Origin of the sequence: Streptomyces sp. HUAS TT7, assembly GCF_051550175.1 — a bacterium.
Taxonomy (GTDB): Bacteria; Actinomycetota; Actinomycetes; order Streptomycetales; family Streptomycetaceae; genus Streptomyces.
The window spans coordinates 309,933-325,463 of sequence record NZ_CP196175.1 but is presented as its reverse complement, the minus strand read 5'-3'; the positions used below and the strand labels follow the sequence as shown (position 1 = coordinate 325,463).

General features: G+C 71.4%; 14 protein-coding genes. 2 read left to right on the top strand and 12 right to left on the bottom strand.

Annotated features, from left to right (window positions below; genetic code table 11):
- Positions 1-24: 24 nt before the first annotated feature.
- Positions 25-3,711, bottom strand: a complete 3,687-nt coding sequence (locus ACSHXC_RS01580) for a hypothetical protein (RefSeq protein ID WP_438289774.1) — start codon at positions 3,709-3,711, stop codon at positions 25-27.
- Positions 3,712-3,833: 122 nt separating this feature from the next.
- Between ACSHXC_RS01580 and ACSHXC_RS01575 the strand changes: the two genes are divergently transcribed.
- Complete coding sequence (locus tag ACSHXC_RS01575) at positions 3,834-5,024, top strand: MFS transporter (RefSeq protein WP_438289773.1); 1,191 nt, start codon at positions 3,834-3,836, stop codon at positions 5,022-5,024.
- A 15-nt stretch (positions 5,025-5,039) separates the two neighbouring features.
- On the opposite strand, the gene ACSHXC_RS01570 is transcribed toward ACSHXC_RS01575, so the two are convergent.
- From ACSHXC_RS01570 to aceA, 8 genes are all read right to left on the bottom strand, one after another.
- Positions 5,040-5,210, bottom strand: coding sequence for a hypothetical protein (locus ACSHXC_RS01570; RefSeq protein ID WP_438289772.1), 171 nt, complete (start codon positions 5,208-5,210; stop codon positions 5,040-5,042).
- Between the two features lie 254 nt (positions 5,211-5,464).
- Positions 5,465-5,689, bottom strand: coding sequence for a translation initiation factor IF-1 (gene infA / locus ACSHXC_RS01565; protein WP_438289771.1), 225 nt, complete (start codon positions 5,687-5,689; stop codon positions 5,465-5,467).
- Positions 5,686-6,480 carry a GNAT family N-acetyltransferase gene (locus ACSHXC_RS01560; RefSeq protein ID WP_438289770.1) on the bottom strand — a complete coding sequence of 265 codons (795 nt, stop codon included), beginning with the start codon at positions 6,478-6,480 and terminating at the stop codon, positions 5,686-5,688. Before ACSHXC_RS01560 ends, infA begins: the two co-directional genes overlap by 4 nt.
- A gap of 132 nt (positions 6,481-6,612) precedes the next feature.
- Entirely contained in the window at positions 6,613-6,894 is a 282-nt protein-coding gene (locus ACSHXC_RS01555) for a hypothetical protein (protein WP_438289769.1), read from the bottom strand.
- Positions 6,895-6,990: 96 nt separating this feature from the next.
- The gene (locus ACSHXC_RS01550; protein ID WP_438289768.1) at positions 6,991-7,563 is read right to left on the bottom strand and encodes a hypothetical protein; all 573 of its coding nucleotides are present in this window, start codon (positions 7,561-7,563) and stop codon (positions 6,991-6,993) included.
- 216 nt (positions 7,564-7,779) lie between these two features.
- Positions 7,780-8,649: a 3-hydroxybutyryl-CoA dehydrogenase gene (locus ACSHXC_RS01545; protein ID WP_438289767.1), complete on the bottom strand. Its 870-nt coding sequence runs from the start codon at positions 8,647-8,649 to the stop codon at positions 7,780-7,782.
- Positions 8,646-10,238, bottom strand: coding sequence for a malate synthase A (gene aceB, locus ACSHXC_RS01540; protein ID WP_438289766.1), 1,593 nt, complete (start codon positions 10,236-10,238; stop codon positions 8,646-8,648). Before aceB ends, ACSHXC_RS01545 begins: the two co-directional genes overlap by 4 nt.
- A 112-nt stretch (positions 10,239-10,350) precedes the next feature.
- Positions 10,351-11,637 carry an isocitrate lyase gene (gene aceA / locus ACSHXC_RS01535; protein WP_438289765.1) on the bottom strand — a complete coding sequence of 429 codons (1,287 nt, stop codon included), beginning with the start codon at positions 11,635-11,637 and terminating at the stop codon, positions 10,351-10,353.
- Positions 11,638-11,999: 362 nt separating this feature from the next.
- Here aceA and ACSHXC_RS01530 point away from each other — a divergent pair, with 362 nt between their 5' ends.
- Positions 12,000-13,418, top strand: coding sequence for a short-chain fatty acyl-CoA regulator family protein (locus tag ACSHXC_RS01530; RefSeq protein WP_438289764.1), 1,419 nt, complete (start codon positions 12,000-12,002; stop codon positions 13,416-13,418).
- Between the two features lie 232 nt (positions 13,419-13,650).
- On the opposite strand, the gene ACSHXC_RS01525 is transcribed toward ACSHXC_RS01530, so the two are convergent.
- From ACSHXC_RS01525 to ACSHXC_RS01515, 3 genes are read right to left on the bottom strand one after another with little or no spacing between them, the layout of a single operon-like run.
- Entirely contained in the window at positions 13,651-14,388 is a 738-nt protein-coding gene (locus ACSHXC_RS01525) for a (2Fe-2S)-binding protein (protein WP_438289763.1), read from the bottom strand.
- On the bottom strand, positions 14,385-15,251 hold the full coding sequence (locus ACSHXC_RS01520) for a CbtA family protein (RefSeq protein WP_438289762.1): 867 nt from the start codon (positions 15,249-15,251) through the stop codon (positions 14,385-14,387). The genes ACSHXC_RS01525 and ACSHXC_RS01520 overlap by 4 nt, the downstream gene beginning before the upstream one ends.
- A 27-nt stretch (positions 15,252-15,278) precedes the next feature.
- Complete coding sequence (locus ACSHXC_RS01515; protein WP_189962567.1) at positions 15,279-15,494, bottom strand: CbtB domain-containing protein; 216 nt, start codon at positions 15,492-15,494, stop codon at positions 15,279-15,281.
- Between the last annotated feature and the right edge of the window lie 37 nt (positions 15,495-15,531).

Below are 15,531 nucleotides of genomic sequence, written 5' to 3'. Positions count from 1 at the left end.
GTACCCGGCCGCGAGTCGCCGGGCTCACACTTCGGACAGGCCGAGGCCCGCCTCCAGGGCGTCGGCCGCCTCGTCGTGGACGGTGGGCAGCGCGCCGATCAGCTCCCGCCACACCCCGGCCATCCGTTCCGCCGCCGCCTCCACCCCGCCCGGCCGCCACAGCTCGGCGGGGTCCTCGGGCAGGGCGGCCGCGAGCACGGCCCGGCGGCCGGACGCCCCGAGCCGCGCTCGCAGGTGGTCGTACGACTCGGCCGTCATCGGGGTCGCCTTGTACGGAGTCTTGCGCGCCAGGCTCCTGTCCTCGTCCCGGTCGGGCCGGCCGACGAGCCCGGCCATCACGAGCCGCGCCACGGCCCGCCGTACGCCCGTGAGTTCGGCGAAGCGTGCGGCTGCAGACTCCGGCACGGGGAGCGGCCCGTGTGCACCGATCGCCGCCACCAGGGCTCGCATGCGGGCGGCGTCGTCCTGCTCCACCTCGACGAGGCGCGCCTGGGGGATCGCCGCCGGAACCGGGTCGGCGTCCCGGTCCTGCGCGGCGGGCGTCACGAACCAGCGCTGCGAGCCTCCGGCCCGTACCGCTGCTGAGGCCACGGCGATCCCGGCCGTCCGCAGCCCGGTCAGATCCTTGGCATCGGATGTGCGGCCCACCCACCACCGGCTGCCCGCACGGGCGAAGGGCTGGTCGGCCCACGTGTCCAGGAGCGCCAGGAGTGCGGCCCGTTCCGTGTCCGGGGTCGGCGCCACCGCCGCTCGCCATGCCGCGGCGTCGATCGCTCCGAGCAGCTGCGACCAGTCGCACGGCGGCGCGGGTGGCGAGAGCCGCCGCACTTCCTCCGGGGTCGTCCCGGCCAGGCAGGCTCCGTCGGCGGCCAGCGCACTCAGTGTCGCGGGCAGGGCGACGTCCGGCTCCCGCCGCCACGGATCGCGCTCTCCCTCCGCGACCAGCCCGAACAGCGCGGGCATCAGCTCGGTGTCCGGCGCGCAACCGCGCGGCAGCACGGGCGGCGCCTCGGCGAGCAGGACGACGCGCCGGTGCAGAGCCCGCCGCCGCTCCTCGACCCGCGCCGCCCGCGAGGCCACCGCCACCACGGCCTCGGCCAGCACCGGATCGGTGATGTCGGGCAACTCCCGGGCAACGGCCGCACGCAGTGCCCCGGCATCGTCAAGGGCGGCCGTCAGCAAGGCGTCCGCCGCCTGCCGGCCCACCTTCCGCAGCGCCCGGGAGCCGGCCGCGTCCCGCGTCCGCAACAGGTACCAGAACGCCGGCGGCAGGGCCACGCCTCCCGAGACGGTGACTCGCCGGGCCGGTGCCACATGGGGGTTGCGGGGCGAGGAGTGCCCGTCCAGCTCCCAGAGCAGCGTCCCGTCGGCGGCGTACGCACGCACTCCCGTCCGGGTCTGCGCCTCGCCGAGGACCACGTCCTCCACCGCCCCTTCCGGTGGAGCCCACAGACCCCAGGGCTCCTGTCCCGGCCGGTCGATGTCGAACCGGGCCGTGCGCCCGTCCACGCTCTCCACAAGGAAATGGTCGGGCGCGTGGTCGCGGTGCCGGGTGCGGAACAGCACCCGCGTCCCGACAAGACCGTCCCGGCAGCCGAGAGGTGAATCCGTCAACTCGGCTGGGAGCGGCGCCAGTTGGAGGGCTTCCGTCGCGAGGGCCATGCCCGCCTCGGACGGGTCGGTGCTCGCGGCGCGCCCCGGGAAGTCGGGCAGCGCCTCCGCGCCCCGCCGCTCCCCGGTGACCGGATCCACCACTTCCCACGGCTGCCTTCCGTAGACGGCGTTGGTCCAGATCCGGGAGCCGTCACCGAGCTGCAGCTCCTCCCGGTCGATGCCCTCCGTGCCACCCGCGCGCAGCACCCGCACACCGCCGTGCCGCCCGCCACCGTCAGCGGTCTCGAACTGGAACCCGTACGCCCCGTCCAGGCTGCCGCCGAACGGCACGAGACCGCCCACCTCGTCCGGGGTGAACGGCTCGTCGGGACGGTCGGCCCAGACGGCGGTGTCGCAGTAGTAGGGGCTCGGCTTGAGCGTCCAGCTCACCAGGAAGGACCCGCCCACGTAGTGGACGGCGAACATGGTCGCCTTTGCGGGGACCGTGAACCGGCAGGAGCCCCGCACCCCGTCCGGAGCGACCGCGACCGCCCGATCGTGGCCGAACACCGTCAGGACCGGCCACGTGGAGGTCACCCCGGCGACCCCCGGCAGCGCGCCCTCTGATTCCTCGGGCCGGGCGTCCGCCGAGAACTGCTCGTACACCAACTCCAGTGCGGGCCAGGCGAGTTCCTCGGGCAAGCCGACCGCCAGTGAGCGCCGCAGCGCGCCCGCGGCGCCCGCTTCGGCCAGGGCGTCGGCGATCCCGCCGAGTGCCGCGACCGTCGGCCGGTCGAGCAGGATCTCCAGCTCGGCGACGGACTCCTCGGCCCCCGCCATGCCACCGCCCGCGACCGTGTCGACGAGCTTGCCGACCCGGGCGGCCACCCCCTGGGCGATGCCCTCGTTCCCCGGGAGCAGCGTCACCGCCGAACCGGCCCGCCGCCGCGCCATCGACCAGTTCGGCAGTAGGCCCGCGTGTACCGTCCCCTCAAGGCGGGGGCCGAACACCGGGTCGGCGGCCAGGGCGGCGAGATCGCGGCGGGACCGCTCGCCCCAGAAGCGCATCCCGATCTCCGGGCCCGGATCGACGACCGCGACCCTCGCGGCCAACAGGGCATCCAGCACGTCCGCGTCGAAGCCCTGGTAGTGGTGCCGGGTGGTGTGCACCGTCACCGGGGTGTCCGACGCCCGCAGCCGGGGCCCCAACCGGCCCACCAGGTCCAGGAATTCGGGTGGCAGCGGCTGCCGCCCGACCCCGCCGCCGGGCTGCGCCGCGTACTGGTACATGCGGACGAAGGTGCCGACCCAGTGGGGCAGCCCGCCCTCCGGCACCACCCGCCCGGCCTCCATGGCCTCCGTGGCGCCGCAGCCGATGAGCATCCGCAGCCAGTCCCCTCCGTCGGTGGTCCCGTCGGGAAACATCTCCACAAGGCCGCCCGCGATCGCGTCCGTCGGCTGATGGGCCGTCAGGACCCGGCCCGCGGCGGCCAGCAGCGCATCCGGCACCGACTTCTCCCGGGTGACCGACAGGATCGCGCCCACCAGCCGCGCCACCTCCTCGTCACCGTGCCCGGCCGCCTTGGCGGAGGCCCGGACCCGGCGCACCAGATCCGCCGGGAGGTCCGCCTTCGAGCCCGCCCACGCGGTCAGGAACGCGTCCAGGGCCGTGTGCGCCGCGGTCGGCTCCAACGTTTGGGCGAGGAAGCGCTGATGGGCCCCGAACTCCTTGGCAGGCATGGCCCCGCCCTGGGCGAACAGCAGCGCGTTGGCCCTGCCGTACTCGGCATCCACCGGCAGCCCGTGCTCGGCCTCGGCCGCCCGCGCCGCCGCGTAGGCCCGGCCGCCCGGCCGGCTTCCGTACCCGATCAACCGATGGCCCACCGTGTCCCAGAACCACGGCAGATGCGCCGGAGGCAGCCGCCGTGCCCGCGCCGCCATCACGTCGACGAACCGACCGGGCTTGGTCCAGGACCGGTTGAGCTCGGAACCCATGTCCCCGACCAGTTCACGCGCGACCCCGGCCGCACCCGGATCATGGGCGGCGACCCAGTCGGCGTACGTCGTCGAGACATGCGTACCGGCGGTGGGCAACAGAGCGGCAAGCGAGGCGATCATGCTTCGGATGGTCGCATGCGCCACTGACAATGCCGGGGCCGAGGCCTGGCCGGACACCTCGTCCCGGCGCGCCAGCCAGGCCGCGCCGGGACGGAGCGGCTCGCGGAGTTACCGTCGGTGGCATGGCCGATGATCTCCCAGGATGGCGTCAGTGTCTGCTCGGCGGGGCGGTGTTCGTCGTGTGCATGGTCGGCACCACGCTGCCGACCCCTCTCTATGGCCTGTACCAGGACAAGTTCGGGTTCTCCGAGCTGACGGTCACAGTCGTGTACGCGGTGTATGCCTTCGGCGTCATCGGTGTGCTGCTCCTCGCGGGCAATGTGTCCGACGCGGTGGGCCGACGGCCCGTACTGCTGTGGGGCCTGGGATTCGCGGCGGTGAGCGCGGTCTGTTACCTGTGCGCGAACGGGCTGGGCTGGCTGTACGCGGGCCGGCTGCTGTCAGGGCTGTCCGCCGGTCTGTTCACCGGCGCCGCCACGGCGTACGTGATGGACCTGGCTCCGCGCGGCGGCGCCCCTCGGGCCACCTTCGTGGCGACGGCCGCCAACATGGGGGGCCTGGGCTGCGGCCCCCTGCTCGCCGGAGCGCTCGCGCAGTACGCCCCTTGGCCGCTGTACCTGCCGTTCGCCGTGCACCTGGCACTGGTGGCCGGCTCGGCCGCCGTTCTGCTGAGCCTCCCGGAGACCGTACGGGAGCCACAGCCGCTGGGCAGCGCGCGGACGCAGCGGCCGGGCCTGCCCGCGCAGGTGCGGCCGGTGTTCGTGCCCGCGGCGATCGCGTCGTTCGTGGGCTTCGCACTGTTCGGGGTGTTCACATCGGTCGCCCCGGCCTTCCTGGCACAGTCCCTGAACGTCCACAACCATGCCGAGACGGGGCTGATCGTCGCGCTGGCCTTCTTCGCCTCGACCGCGGGGCAGTTGGCCGTCGGCCGGGTCGGACTGCGACGCTCACTGCCCTTGGGCTGCGTCGGCCTGCTGGCCGGTCTCGCGCTGCTCGCGGGCGCCCTGCGCTGGGACCTGCTGCCCCTGATGGTGCTGAGCGCACTGGTCGGCGGCTGCGGGCAGGGGCTGGCGTTTCGCGGCGCCCTGTCCGCGGTGGCCGAGGCATCTCCCGCGGACCACCGCGCGGCGGTGATCTCCACCCTGTTCGTGGTGGCGTACGCGGGCATCTCGGTGCCGGTGATCGGGGTGGGCGTACTGGTGAATCCGCTCGGCCTGGAAGGGGCGGGCCTTGTGTTCATCGGCTGCATGGCCGTCCTGGCTTCGAGCGCGGCCGTCTACCTGCTGCGGCAGCCGGTACGAGCGAGGGCGTGAGACCTGCGGCGCGCTTCAGTCCTCACAGGCCAACGCCTTCGCCGCGAGAGCCGGCTCAGGACCGATGCCGCCGGCCGGTGCCCGCTCGGCACCCCGTCTGCGTGCCCACACGCTCAGGGCGAGGGCGACGAGAGTGACGACCAGGCTCTGCATCGCCCCCCACAGGAAGAGCCAGAGCACCAGCACATACACCGGCACCTTGGGGGCCAGGAAGGCCCGGCCTGCCGATCGCAGCCACCCTTGCGCGGACGCCGGAGTCCCTCCCGAGACCTCGGGGGCGGGCTGGGCACAACGATGTCTCCTGCACCGGCCGGTAATTGGGCGGGTGCCGCACCCCTGGGAGCTCGTAACGCGGTCGAGCCATCCGTCCGCGGCCCCGGTCACGGAAACGCCGTGACCGGGGCCGCAGGATCAGTTGCCTCGGAAGGTGTCGACCGCCGCTAGTTCCGGTACCGGAACACGATGCGGCCGCGCGTCAGGTCGTACGGCGGGAGCTCCACCAGCACCCGGTCTTCCAGGTAGATCTTGATGTAGTGCTTGCGGATCTTCCCGCTGATGTGAGCGAGCACCTGATGGCCGTTGTCGAGCTCCACGGTGAACATGGCGCTGCGCAGGCACTCGACGACCTTGCCCTGGACTTCGATGACGTCCTTGTTCCTGGTCATCGAACCAGCTCCAGGTTGCTGCTCGTAGGCCGGGCGCCGATGGCTTCGAACAGCGTCGAGGCCGCTCGGTTGGACTCGTGGACTTCCGTCCAGGCCGACGTGAAACCGGAGCGGTGCAGCGTCCCCAGCGCGTGGGCGAGGAGCGCCCGTGCGATGCCGCGGCGCTGCTCGCCGGCCCGGACCGCGACAAGGCCGATGCGCGGCCGGTTCACCGTCACCACCCGGATCAGACCCAGGTAGTGGTTCCCCGCCGCGGCCACCGCGTACTTCGACGGATCGACGATGGTGTCGCCTTCGGGGCGGGGGATCACCTCCGCGGGCATCGACTGCCACCACCCGACGGTCGCCTCGACCTCGTCACGGATCGCGCGGTCCACCGCCCGCAGCAGACGCTCGTCCGCCTGACCGGCCGGCACGATCGTCACCCCCGAAGGCGGCAGGACTTCTTCGAGCCCGGTGACCCGCGGGTCGGTCGGCACGTCGTACTCCCACTCGCGGCGCCGGACCGTGAATCCGGCCCGCAGCCAGCCGGCCGTCGTCTCGGCGTCGGCTTCGTCGACCACCGTGTACAGCGGCGCCGGCAGTTCCGCCGGCATCACCTGGGCGAGCCGGTCGAAGGCGGCGCCGTGCCAGGCATCGATGCTGACGAACAAGCGCCCGTCGGGCCGGTGCCCCGCATACCCGCTGCCGACCACCAGGTCGCCGTCCAGCGCATGCCATTGCCCGTCCGCGACGCGCGTGATCGTCACCGCGTCCTCGCCCGAACCAGATGTGAAAGGCTTTGTGTTCATCGGAGTCTCCCTCCAGGAGTGCCTCTGTCTCAGGCGCTCCTGGCGACACCGAACGTCAGCCGCCGGACCGTGACGGAATGAGGGAGCACCCATGGGTAACTGTGTTCACGGGTCTCACCTCCTACGACGACTTCACGATCCACCAGGAAAGTAGCAGCGGGGCATCGCCTCGCTCAAACCCTTTTTCGTGGACGGTTCCGTGCTCAGGCCGCTTGGACCGCCGGGCTCGCGGTGGATGCGGACGATGTCCGTGTAGCGGTGGCCGCTGGACTTGATGGTGCGGGCCTGGGCGACGGCTCCCTCGGTCTGGTCAGCCGCGAGGTGGCCGTCCCGCCGCAGGAATTCGTCGGGGAACGCGGCGAGGTCGATCGGTTCGGACAGGCAAGTCCCTTTCAGGAAGCGTGGGTTGGCCACTTGACGGCGCCTGCCGTCAGCCCGGCGACGAGGTGGCGCTGGAGCAGCAGGAAGCCGGCGATGAGGACGTGACCTGCGGGCCAGTACCTCAGGCGGTCAGGGGGTGGACGCGCGCTGGTCGCAATCTGTCGCTCGCCATACCTCACGGCAGAAGCCGGTGGGGAGCAGGCCCATCACGATGGTGCCGACATCGGAGTTCCCGACCCGGCCGTCGCGATGGCCGTTGCCAACCTCCTGACAACCAGTCAGTTTCTGTACGAGTTCGATCGCGTGGTGGCCGTCACTGAAGATCTCCAGAACCTTCCCTCCCGTATCCGCAGGGCAGTTGACAGGGCCGCTGGGCGGTTCACCGAGCCGGTTGAGCGAGGTGCGGAGTCGTTGGAGGACTGCCTGGTCGGTGACGAGTGCTTGCCTCGGCGTCGCGCCTCGCTCGTTGAGGTCCTGGGTCGAGTAGCCGCACAGCAGCAGGCGGTTGGCGGCGAGTGGTTCGAGGCTGCCGCGATCGTCGGCGCCCCCAGTTTTCAAAGCCGGGGGCGCCACGGGGCAGCGGGTGGTGCGGACGGCCTCCAGGGCGGCGTCGTCGGGTGTTTCCGTGGCGCATCCCACGGCAACGGCGCCAAGCGTCAGGGCGGATGCGACCCATGCTGTCGTACGGCTTCTGACACTCACCTCTGGCACCCCCTTGAGCCGGTACGGGTGGGACGCGGCATGGCCGCAGTCCGTTCCCTCTGACGGGTTATCAGAGATCCGGGTGTCGCGACGGGAGGGGAGCGCCCGCCTGTCACGACGAGCGCGTGAAGGGGCGTGGGCCAGGCCTCCCAACCTGGTCCACGCCCCTCTCCACAGCCGCCGCCGGCCCTCTGCCCGGCGGCTGACCCGGGCCCCTCAGCCCCGGTCGTACGTGTGGAACCCGCGCCCGCTCTTGCGGCCGAGCAGCCCCGCCTCGACCATGCGCTGGAGCAGCGGCGGCGGGGCGTACAGGGGTTCCTTGAACTCTTCGTAGAGGGATTCCGCGATGGCGGCGACGGTGTCCAGGCCGATCAGGTCGGCCAGCTTGAGCGGTCCCATCGGGTGGGCGCAGCCCAGCTCCATGCCCGCGTCCACGTCCGCGGGGGTGGCGAAACCGGACTCCGTCATCCGGATCGCCGACAGGAGGTACGGCACGAGGAGTGCGTTGACGACGAAGCCCGCCCGGTCCTGGGAGCGGACGACCGTCTTGCCCAGGGTGCCCGTGGCGAAGTCCTCCACGGCTGCCACGGTCCCCGGCGTCGTGTGCAGCGAGGAGACGATCTCGACCAGGGGCAGTACCGGGACGGGGTTGAAGAAGTGCAGTCCGAGGACACGGTCGGCACGCCGGGTGGCCATGCCCAGGCGCATGACCGGGATCGAGGACGTGTTGGTGGCGAGGATCGCGTCACCGTCTTCGACGATCTTGTCCAGGCGGGCGAAGATCTCCGTCTTGGCCTCGGTGTTCTCGACGACGGCCTCGATGACGAGCTGGCGGTCGGCCAGGTCGTCGAGGCTGCCGGTGAAGACCGTGCGGGCCAGCGCGTCCTCGGCGGAGACGCGGTCCAACTTGCCGCGCTGGACGGCCCGTTCGAGCGAGACGGCGATCCGCTCGCGGGCGGCAAGGGCAGCGATCGAGTCGGCCTCGCACACCACCGTGTCCAGACCGGCGCGGGCGCACACTTCGGCGATTCCGGCGCCCATCTGGCCGCCGCCCACCACTGCGACCCGGCTGATGGCTGTGGTCATGACTGTCCTTCCGGGCGGTGCACGAGGTGGCGGGCGTAGGCATCGGGGGTGAAGAAGTCCGGCAACTCCTTGGCCAGAGCGGTGCGTTCGAAGAGGCCGCGGATATCGTCGACGGCCGCCCAGGGGTACTCGGCGCCCAGCGCGGCGAGTTCGTCCTCAAGGAGGTCGAGCACCGTCGAGCGACCGACCGCCCGGTGCCGCAGCCACTGCCAGATCTGGACGCGGGCGATCTCGGCCGTGGCGGCGTCCTCCATCAGCCCGTACAGCGCGACGGCCCCTTGCCCGCGCAGCCAGGCGTCGAAGTAGCGCAGGGCGACGGCGATGTTGGTACGGATGCCCTCCGGTGTGGGCGGCGCGCTGGTGCGGCGCACCGACACGAGGTGCGCCGCCGTCACCTCGACGTCGTTGCGGGTGCGTTCGAGCTGGTGCGGCCGGGTGCCGAGCACGCCGTCGAAGACCGCGCGGCAGACGGGGACGAGCGCGGGGTGGGCGACCCAGGAGCCGTCGAAGCCGTCCTCGGCCTCGCGCTCCTTGTCGAGCCGCACCTTGGCCAGAGCCGCCTGATGCGCGTCCGCGTCCTTGCTCGGCACGTGGGCGGCCATGCCGCCGATGGCGTGGGCGCCCCGCTTGTGGCAGGTGCGTACCAGGAGTTCGGTGTACGCCCGCATGAAGGGGGCGGTCATGGTGACTCTGGCCCGGTCGGGCAGCAGGAAGTCGGTGCGGTGGCCGAAGGTCTTGATGAGGCTGAAGAGGTAGTCCCAGCGGCCGGCGTTGAGCCCCGCGCTGTGCTCGCGCAGCTCGTACAGGATCTCTTCCATGGCGACGGCCGCCGTGATGGTCTCGATCAGGACGGTGGCCCGGACGGTGCCGCGGGGAATGCCGAGCAGGTCCTGCGCGAAGACGAAGATGTCGTTCCACAGCCGAGCCTCGTCGCGGCTCTCCAGCTTCGGCAGATAGAAGTACGGGCCGTGTCCCGCGTCGATCTGCCGCTGGGCGCAGTGGAAGAAGTAGAGGCCGAAGTCGACGAGCGAGGCGGGTGCGGGGCGGCCGCCGAACTCCAGATGTTCCTCGGTGAGGTGCCAGCCCCGGGGGCGTACGGCGATGGTGGCGAGTTGCTTGCCCAGCCGGTACTGCTTGCCCTCGGGGGTGGTGAAGTCGATCCGGCGCTCGATCGCGTCCAGCAGGTTCAGCTGGCCGTCGATGATGTTGTCCCAGGTGGGTGAGGTGGCGTCCTCGAAGTCCGCCATCCACACCTGCGCACCGGAGTTGAGGGCGTTCACCGTCATGGCGCGCTCGGGCGGGCCGGTGATCTCCACCCGGCGGTCGGTCAGGCCGGGCGCCGGGGGCACCACCTGCCAGGACTCGTCCGAGCGGATGCCCGCGGTCGCGACGGAGAAGTCGAACGGGGAGCCGGAGGCCAGTCGGGATGCCACCCGCTTGCGCTCCCTCAGGATGTGCAGCCGGCGCTCGCCGAACTCGTCGACGAGACGGCCGACGAACTCCAGGGCCTCAGGGGTGAGGATCTCGTCGTGCCGGTGTCCCGGTGCGCCGAGGACCTGGGCACGGCTGGTCGGGGCGGAGATGGACATGCGGGTCTCCTCTGGAGGCGCGGGGATTCGGCTGCCGGTGGTCGGTGACTGGTCCGGCAGTTCCCCGCGCCCCCTCGGGGCGCGGGACCGCAACGGACCTCAGCAATTCGGCTCAGTGGAACTGCTCTTCCTCGGTGGAGCCGGTCAGTGCGGTGGTCGAGGAGGCCGGGTTGATGGCCGTCGAGACCTGGTCGAAGTAGCCGGTGCCGACTTCGCGCTGGTGCTTGACCGCGGTGAAGCCGTGCTCCTGGGCCGCGAACTCCCGCTCCTGGAGGTCCACATAGGCGGTCATGCCGTGCTCGGCGTAGCCGCGGGCGAGGTCGAACATGCCGTGGTTGAGGGAGTGGAAACCGGCCAGGGTGATGAACTGGAAGCGGTAGCCCATGGAGGCCAGTTCGCGCTGGAACTTGGCGATCTGGTCGTCGTCCAGGGATGCCTTCCAGTTGAAGGAGGGCGAGCAGTTGTAGGCGAGCATCTGGTCGGGGTGCTCGGCGTGGATGGCCTCGGCGAACTCGCGGGCCTGTGCGAGGTCCGGGGTGCCGGTCTCGACCCAGATGAGGTCGGCGTACGGGGCGTAGGCGAGGCCGCGGGCGATGACCGGGGCCATGCCGTTCTGCACCCGGTAGAAGCCCTCGGCGGTGCGCTCGCCGGTCACGAACTGGGCGTCGCGCTCGTCGACGTCGCTGGTGAGGAGGTTGGCGGCGAGGGCGTCGGTGCGGGCCACGATGAGGGTGGGCACATCGGCGATGTCAGCGGCGAGGCGGGCCGCGTTGAGGGTGCGGATGTGCTGGGAGGTGGGGACGAGGACCTTGCCGCCGAGGTGGCCGCACTTCTTCTCGGAGGCGAGCTGGTCCTCGTAGTGGATGCCTGCCGCACCGGCCGCGATCATGGCCTTGGTGAGCTCGAAGGCGTTGAGCGGGCCACCGAAGCCGGCCTCGGCGTCGGCGACGATCGGGGCCAGCCAGTCGGTCGTGTCGGTGCCGCCCTCGGCGGTGGCGATCTGGTCGGCGCGCAGCAGCGCGTTGTTGATCCGGCGCACCACCTGGGGAACGGAGTTGGCCGGGTACAGGCTCTGGTCGGGGTAGGTGTGCCCGGCCTGGTTCGCGTCGGCGGCCACCTGCCAGCCGGACAGGTAGATGGCCTGGAGCCCGGCCTTGACCTGCTGGACGGCCTGCCCGCCGGTCAGCGCGCCCAGAGCGTGGATGTAGTCCAGCTCGTGGAGCTGGCGCCACAGCCGCTCGGCACCGCGCCGGGCCAGCGTGGCCTCCTCGCGGACACTGCCGGACAGCCGGACCACGTCCTCGGCACCGTAGGTCCGCTCGATGCCCTTCCAGCGCGGATCGGTCGCCCACCGCTGCGCCAGCTCCGCCGCTGCCGCCGTCGTCTTTGCCTGTGCCATGACCGTCTCCCGGAGAATCGTGAACTGTGCGAATACGCGGCACTGGGTGCCGTGTTGAAGTGCGAGTGCGGCCCGCCGATCCCTTGGGTCGGCAATCCGAGCAATGATGCAGAGCCGGGCGGAAGGGCCGGGATCTCCGACGCCAGGGCTTGAAATCGCTCCCCGGTTCCGCTCCACCCGACGAGTTCGGCGGGCCGCGGTACGACTCTGGCACCGGCACTCAGTGCCATCAACCGGGGAAAGATGCCAACTTCTGCGAATCTTCGTCCCGTAGTTTGCCAACGTTGTTAAGCCCGAAAAGCTCGCCCCCGCGGCTACGATCGCGAGCAGTGCCGACGATCGTGACCACACAGGAGCCACGGGTGAGCAAGACGTACGCGGGAGCGCGGCTGCGCAGGCTGCGCGAGGAACGGCGCATGAGCCAGGCCGACCTGGCCCGCACTCTCGCCATCTCGCCCAGCTATCTGAACCAGATGGAGCACGACTCCCGGCCGCTGACCGTGCCCGTACTGCTGCGCCTCACCGAGGCGTTCGGCGTCGACCCGGGCTTCTTCTCCGAGCGCGACACCAGCCGCCTCGTCGCAGACCTGCGCGATGCCCTCACCGGCGAGGTCTCGGCCGGCCGGGTGTCCGCCTCCGACCTCTCGGACCTGGCCGCCCGCATGCCGGCCGTGGCGACCGTCCTGGTGGACCTGGGCCGGCGCAACCAGCACCTGGCCGAGCAGCTCGCCGAAGTCGCGGAGGGCCGGGGGCCGGGCGCGGTGGCACAGCCCCGGTCCCCGCACGAGGAGATCCGCGAGTTCTTCTACCGGCGCCAGAACTACCTGCACGACATCGACCTCGCCGCCGAAGACCTCGCCGCCGAGATCGGCATACGCCCCGGCGAGGTCGTGCGCGCACTGTCCGCGCGACTCGCCGAACGTCACGGGGTGCGCCTCGCCACGGACTCGGACCGGCTCCTGCACCACTACGATCCCGGCGCCCGGGTGCTGCACCTCTCCAGCCGGCTGCGCCCGGGCCAGCAGGCGTTCCGTATGGCCACACAGCTCGCACTCCTCGAACACGCGGAGGGCATCTCCGCCCTTGCCTCGGAGGACTTCGCTCGCGGCTCGGCGGCCTGGCCGCTGGCCCGGATCGGCATCGCCAACCACTTCGCCGCCGCGCTGATCCTGCCCTACCGCCGCTTCCACGCGGCCGCCGAGGAATCCCGCTACGACATCGAGCGGCTCACCGACCACTTCGGACTCGGCTACGAGACGATCTGCCACCGCCTCAGCACCCTGCAGCGCCCCCGGCTGCGCGGCGTGCCCTTCTCCTTCGTGCGCGTCGACCGGGCGGGCAACATGTCCAAGCGCCAGTCCGCCACCGCGTTCCACTTCTCGCGGGCCGGCGGTACCTGCCCGCTGTGGAACGTGTACGAGGCGTTCGCCGCCCCCGGACGCATCCACGTCCAGGTCGCCGCCATGCCGGACGGCCAGCGCTACCTGTGGACCGCCCGCGCGATCTCCCGGCACCGGGGTGGCTGGGGCGAGCCCGGCAAGACCTTCGCCATCGGCCTCGGCTGCGAGATCCGGCACGCCTCACGGCTGGTCTACTCCGACGGCCTCGACCTCGACAACACCTCCGCCGCCGTCCCCATCGGGATGGGCTGCCGCCTCTGCGAACGCACCGACTGCCCTCAGCGTGCCGTACCGCCCCTGGACCGGAGCCTCGCGATCGACGAGAACAGCAGCACTTTCGTTCCCTACCCCGTGGCGGGGGAGGGGCCGGGCATCGGCTGACGGAGCATCAGGAGTTGCCGGACCTCTCCACCCGATAGGGCACGTACGTACGCCGGTCGGGATCGATGACCCGCAAGATCTTCGTGATGAGCCGCATCACCGGCCGGACTGACGCCGCCTGTTCCACGCGGTGTTCGCCACGCAGGACCAGAGAGGGGCATGGCGGCCTTCACCGAGAAGCGGCCACCTGAGTTCACCCGCCAAGAGGACGGATCTGCGAACTGCGGTGCGGTCAGCGGCGTTTGGTGCTGTCCGCGTCGCGATTCAGCACACAGTCGCCACACAGCGACCCCTTGCGGCCCGGGGCGGCGCGGTAGATCAGGCAGCAACTCCGGCGTTGGAAGGCGCCGTTGGCGGTTGTGGTGGCGGAATCCCGCAGGGGTGGGCTGTCCAGGAGGAGCGTGACCGCCGTGCGGGTTCGCTCCGCGAGTTCCGGTACGGCAGCGCCGATCATGGTGGCGGCACCGTTGAGGGCCGAGGCGATGTTGCCCTGGAGGATGTGAGGAGAGAGCGAGAACGGCCGCATGGCGGCGGCGAGTTCACCGAGGGGGCGGTCGAGGAAGGACGTGAGTTCCTCGGGTGGAACGGAGCCGGAGCTCATCGCGGTGCCGGGGACGGAGAGGGGGATGGGGCCGCCGAGGACCGGCTGCCAGTGGACGTCCGCGAGGCCGAAGGTGAGAAGGCGTCCGTGCAGCACGAACGCGGCAAGCGCGGGCGACAGCAGCCTGGCGGCCAGGCCGAGGTGGGTCACCGACGCGGCCACCCGCACCTCAATGGCGTCGATCGGCTGCTCGCCGGCCGCGGCCAGCCAGCCCCGTACGGCCGACACGCGGGCCTCGATGAGCTGCCGGGACATCGGGACCCACGGCTCCACCGGCCGTGCGTCCGCGGCGTGGGTGTGCAGGGCGAAGAACGGTCCGAGCGCGGTGATCTCGGCGATCACCGCGCTCGACGTCGGAGCGAACGTCATGCAGGGAGGGGAGCCGGGCCCTGCGCGGGGGCGTCGGCGGATTCCCGGCGGGGCTGGAGAAGGCGCTCGGCCAAGGGGCCGAAGAACAGCCCGATGGCAGCCCACAGGAGGAGCTGAGCTGCGACGGAGAAGAAGCGGAAGGAGAACAGCACGTCGGCGGGGAAACCGGGGTAGACGATCGTGCCCTTGGAATCGGTCAGGGGCAGCGGTGTCTCGGTGGCCTGATCGCCGAAGTTCTCCTTGTTGTAGGCCAGATGCCCGAGCGAGGGCAGGACCAGCATCACGATCCCGATCGCGACGACGAACACGGCACCGCCGATGAGCGTGGCGTTCCAGTTGCCGTAGCGGGCCTGGAGGCGTTTGCCGAGCCAGACCGCCGCCACCAGGAACGCGATCGAGCACACCACCATGATGAGGTAGAGGCCGCTGCGCTGCTTGATGGTTTCCTCGTGGCCGATCGCCGGAGGATTGGCCGGGTACTTGAGGAACGGCACCAGGTACATCGTGAGGAACCCGCCACCGGCGACCACCAGCGCCAGCGTGCGGGCGCGCAGGCCGCCGGCCCGGCCCAGGCAGACCGTGTACGCGACGGCGAAGAGCGCACCCATGGCCATGCCGAAGAAGATCATGCCGACGCCGAGGCCGACATCGGCCTGAATGGTGCGGCTGAACAGGTCCGGGTCGGCCGCCTCGGCGGGCAGGCCGGCGGCCTTGTCGAGGGCGGCCTGGGCGGCGTCACGCCCGCTCTCGTAGTCGACGGCTTTCGCGATCTGCGGTTCGGCGAAGACCCGTCCGAAGACGAATGCGAGCAGCCCCGCCACTGCGCCGACGAGAACGCCGCGCAGTATCAGCTTCTTTTCCATGTCGAGTTGTCCGTACTTCCGTGTGGGTCAGTGGCAGGGGAAGCCGAGGAAGTGACGCCCGTCGTGGACGAACTCGTGGATGTGCATGTCGTTGCCGAAGACCGAGACGGCCCCTTGGTCGACGCCGATGAAGTAGTAGGCGGCCAGTGCGAGGATCGCGGTGCCGACCAGCCACAGCACCGACTTCGAAACCGGCAGGACGATCGGCGTGGAAGCCGGGCGGGATGTGGAAACGCTGCTCAAGGCGAGGCCCTCCTTCTCGGGATCTTGCGTCCCATGG

Bases quoted from the DNA above. Each gene is read 5' to 3' on its own strand.
- ACSHXC_RS01545 (WP_438289767.1), bottom strand. From the start codon at position 8,649: ATGACCACAGCCATCAGCCGGGTCGCAGTGGTGGGCGGCGGCCAGATG.
- ACSHXC_RS01575 (WP_438289773.1), top strand. From the start codon at position 3,834: ATGGCCGATGATCTCCCAGGATGGCGTCAGTGTCTGCTCGGCGGGGCG.
- ACSHXC_RS01560 (WP_438289770.1), bottom strand. From the start codon at position 6,480: ATGAACACAAAGCCTTTCACATCTGGTTCGGGCGAGGACGCGGTGACG.
- infA (WP_438289771.1), bottom strand. From the start codon at position 5,689: ATGACCAGGAACAAGGACGTCATCGAAGTCCAGGGCAAGGTCGTCGAG.
- aceA (WP_438289765.1), bottom strand. From the start codon at position 11,637: ATGGCACAGGCAAAGACGACGGCGGCAGCGGCGGAGCTGGCGCAGCGG.
- ACSHXC_RS01520 (WP_438289762.1), bottom strand. From the start codon at position 15,251: ATGGAAAAGAAGCTGATACTGCGCGGCGTTCTCGTCGGCGCAGTGGCG.
- ACSHXC_RS01580 (WP_438289774.1), bottom strand. From the start codon at position 3,711: ATGATCGCCTCGCTTGCCGCTCTGTTGCCCACCGCCGGTACGCATGTC.
- ACSHXC_RS01525 (WP_438289763.1), bottom strand. From the start codon at position 14,388: ATGACGTTCGCTCCGACGTCGAGCGCGGTGATCGCCGAGATCACCGCG.
- aceB (WP_438289766.1), bottom strand. From the start codon at position 10,238: ATGTCCATCTCCGCCCCGACCAGCCGTGCCCAGGTCCTCGGCGCACCG.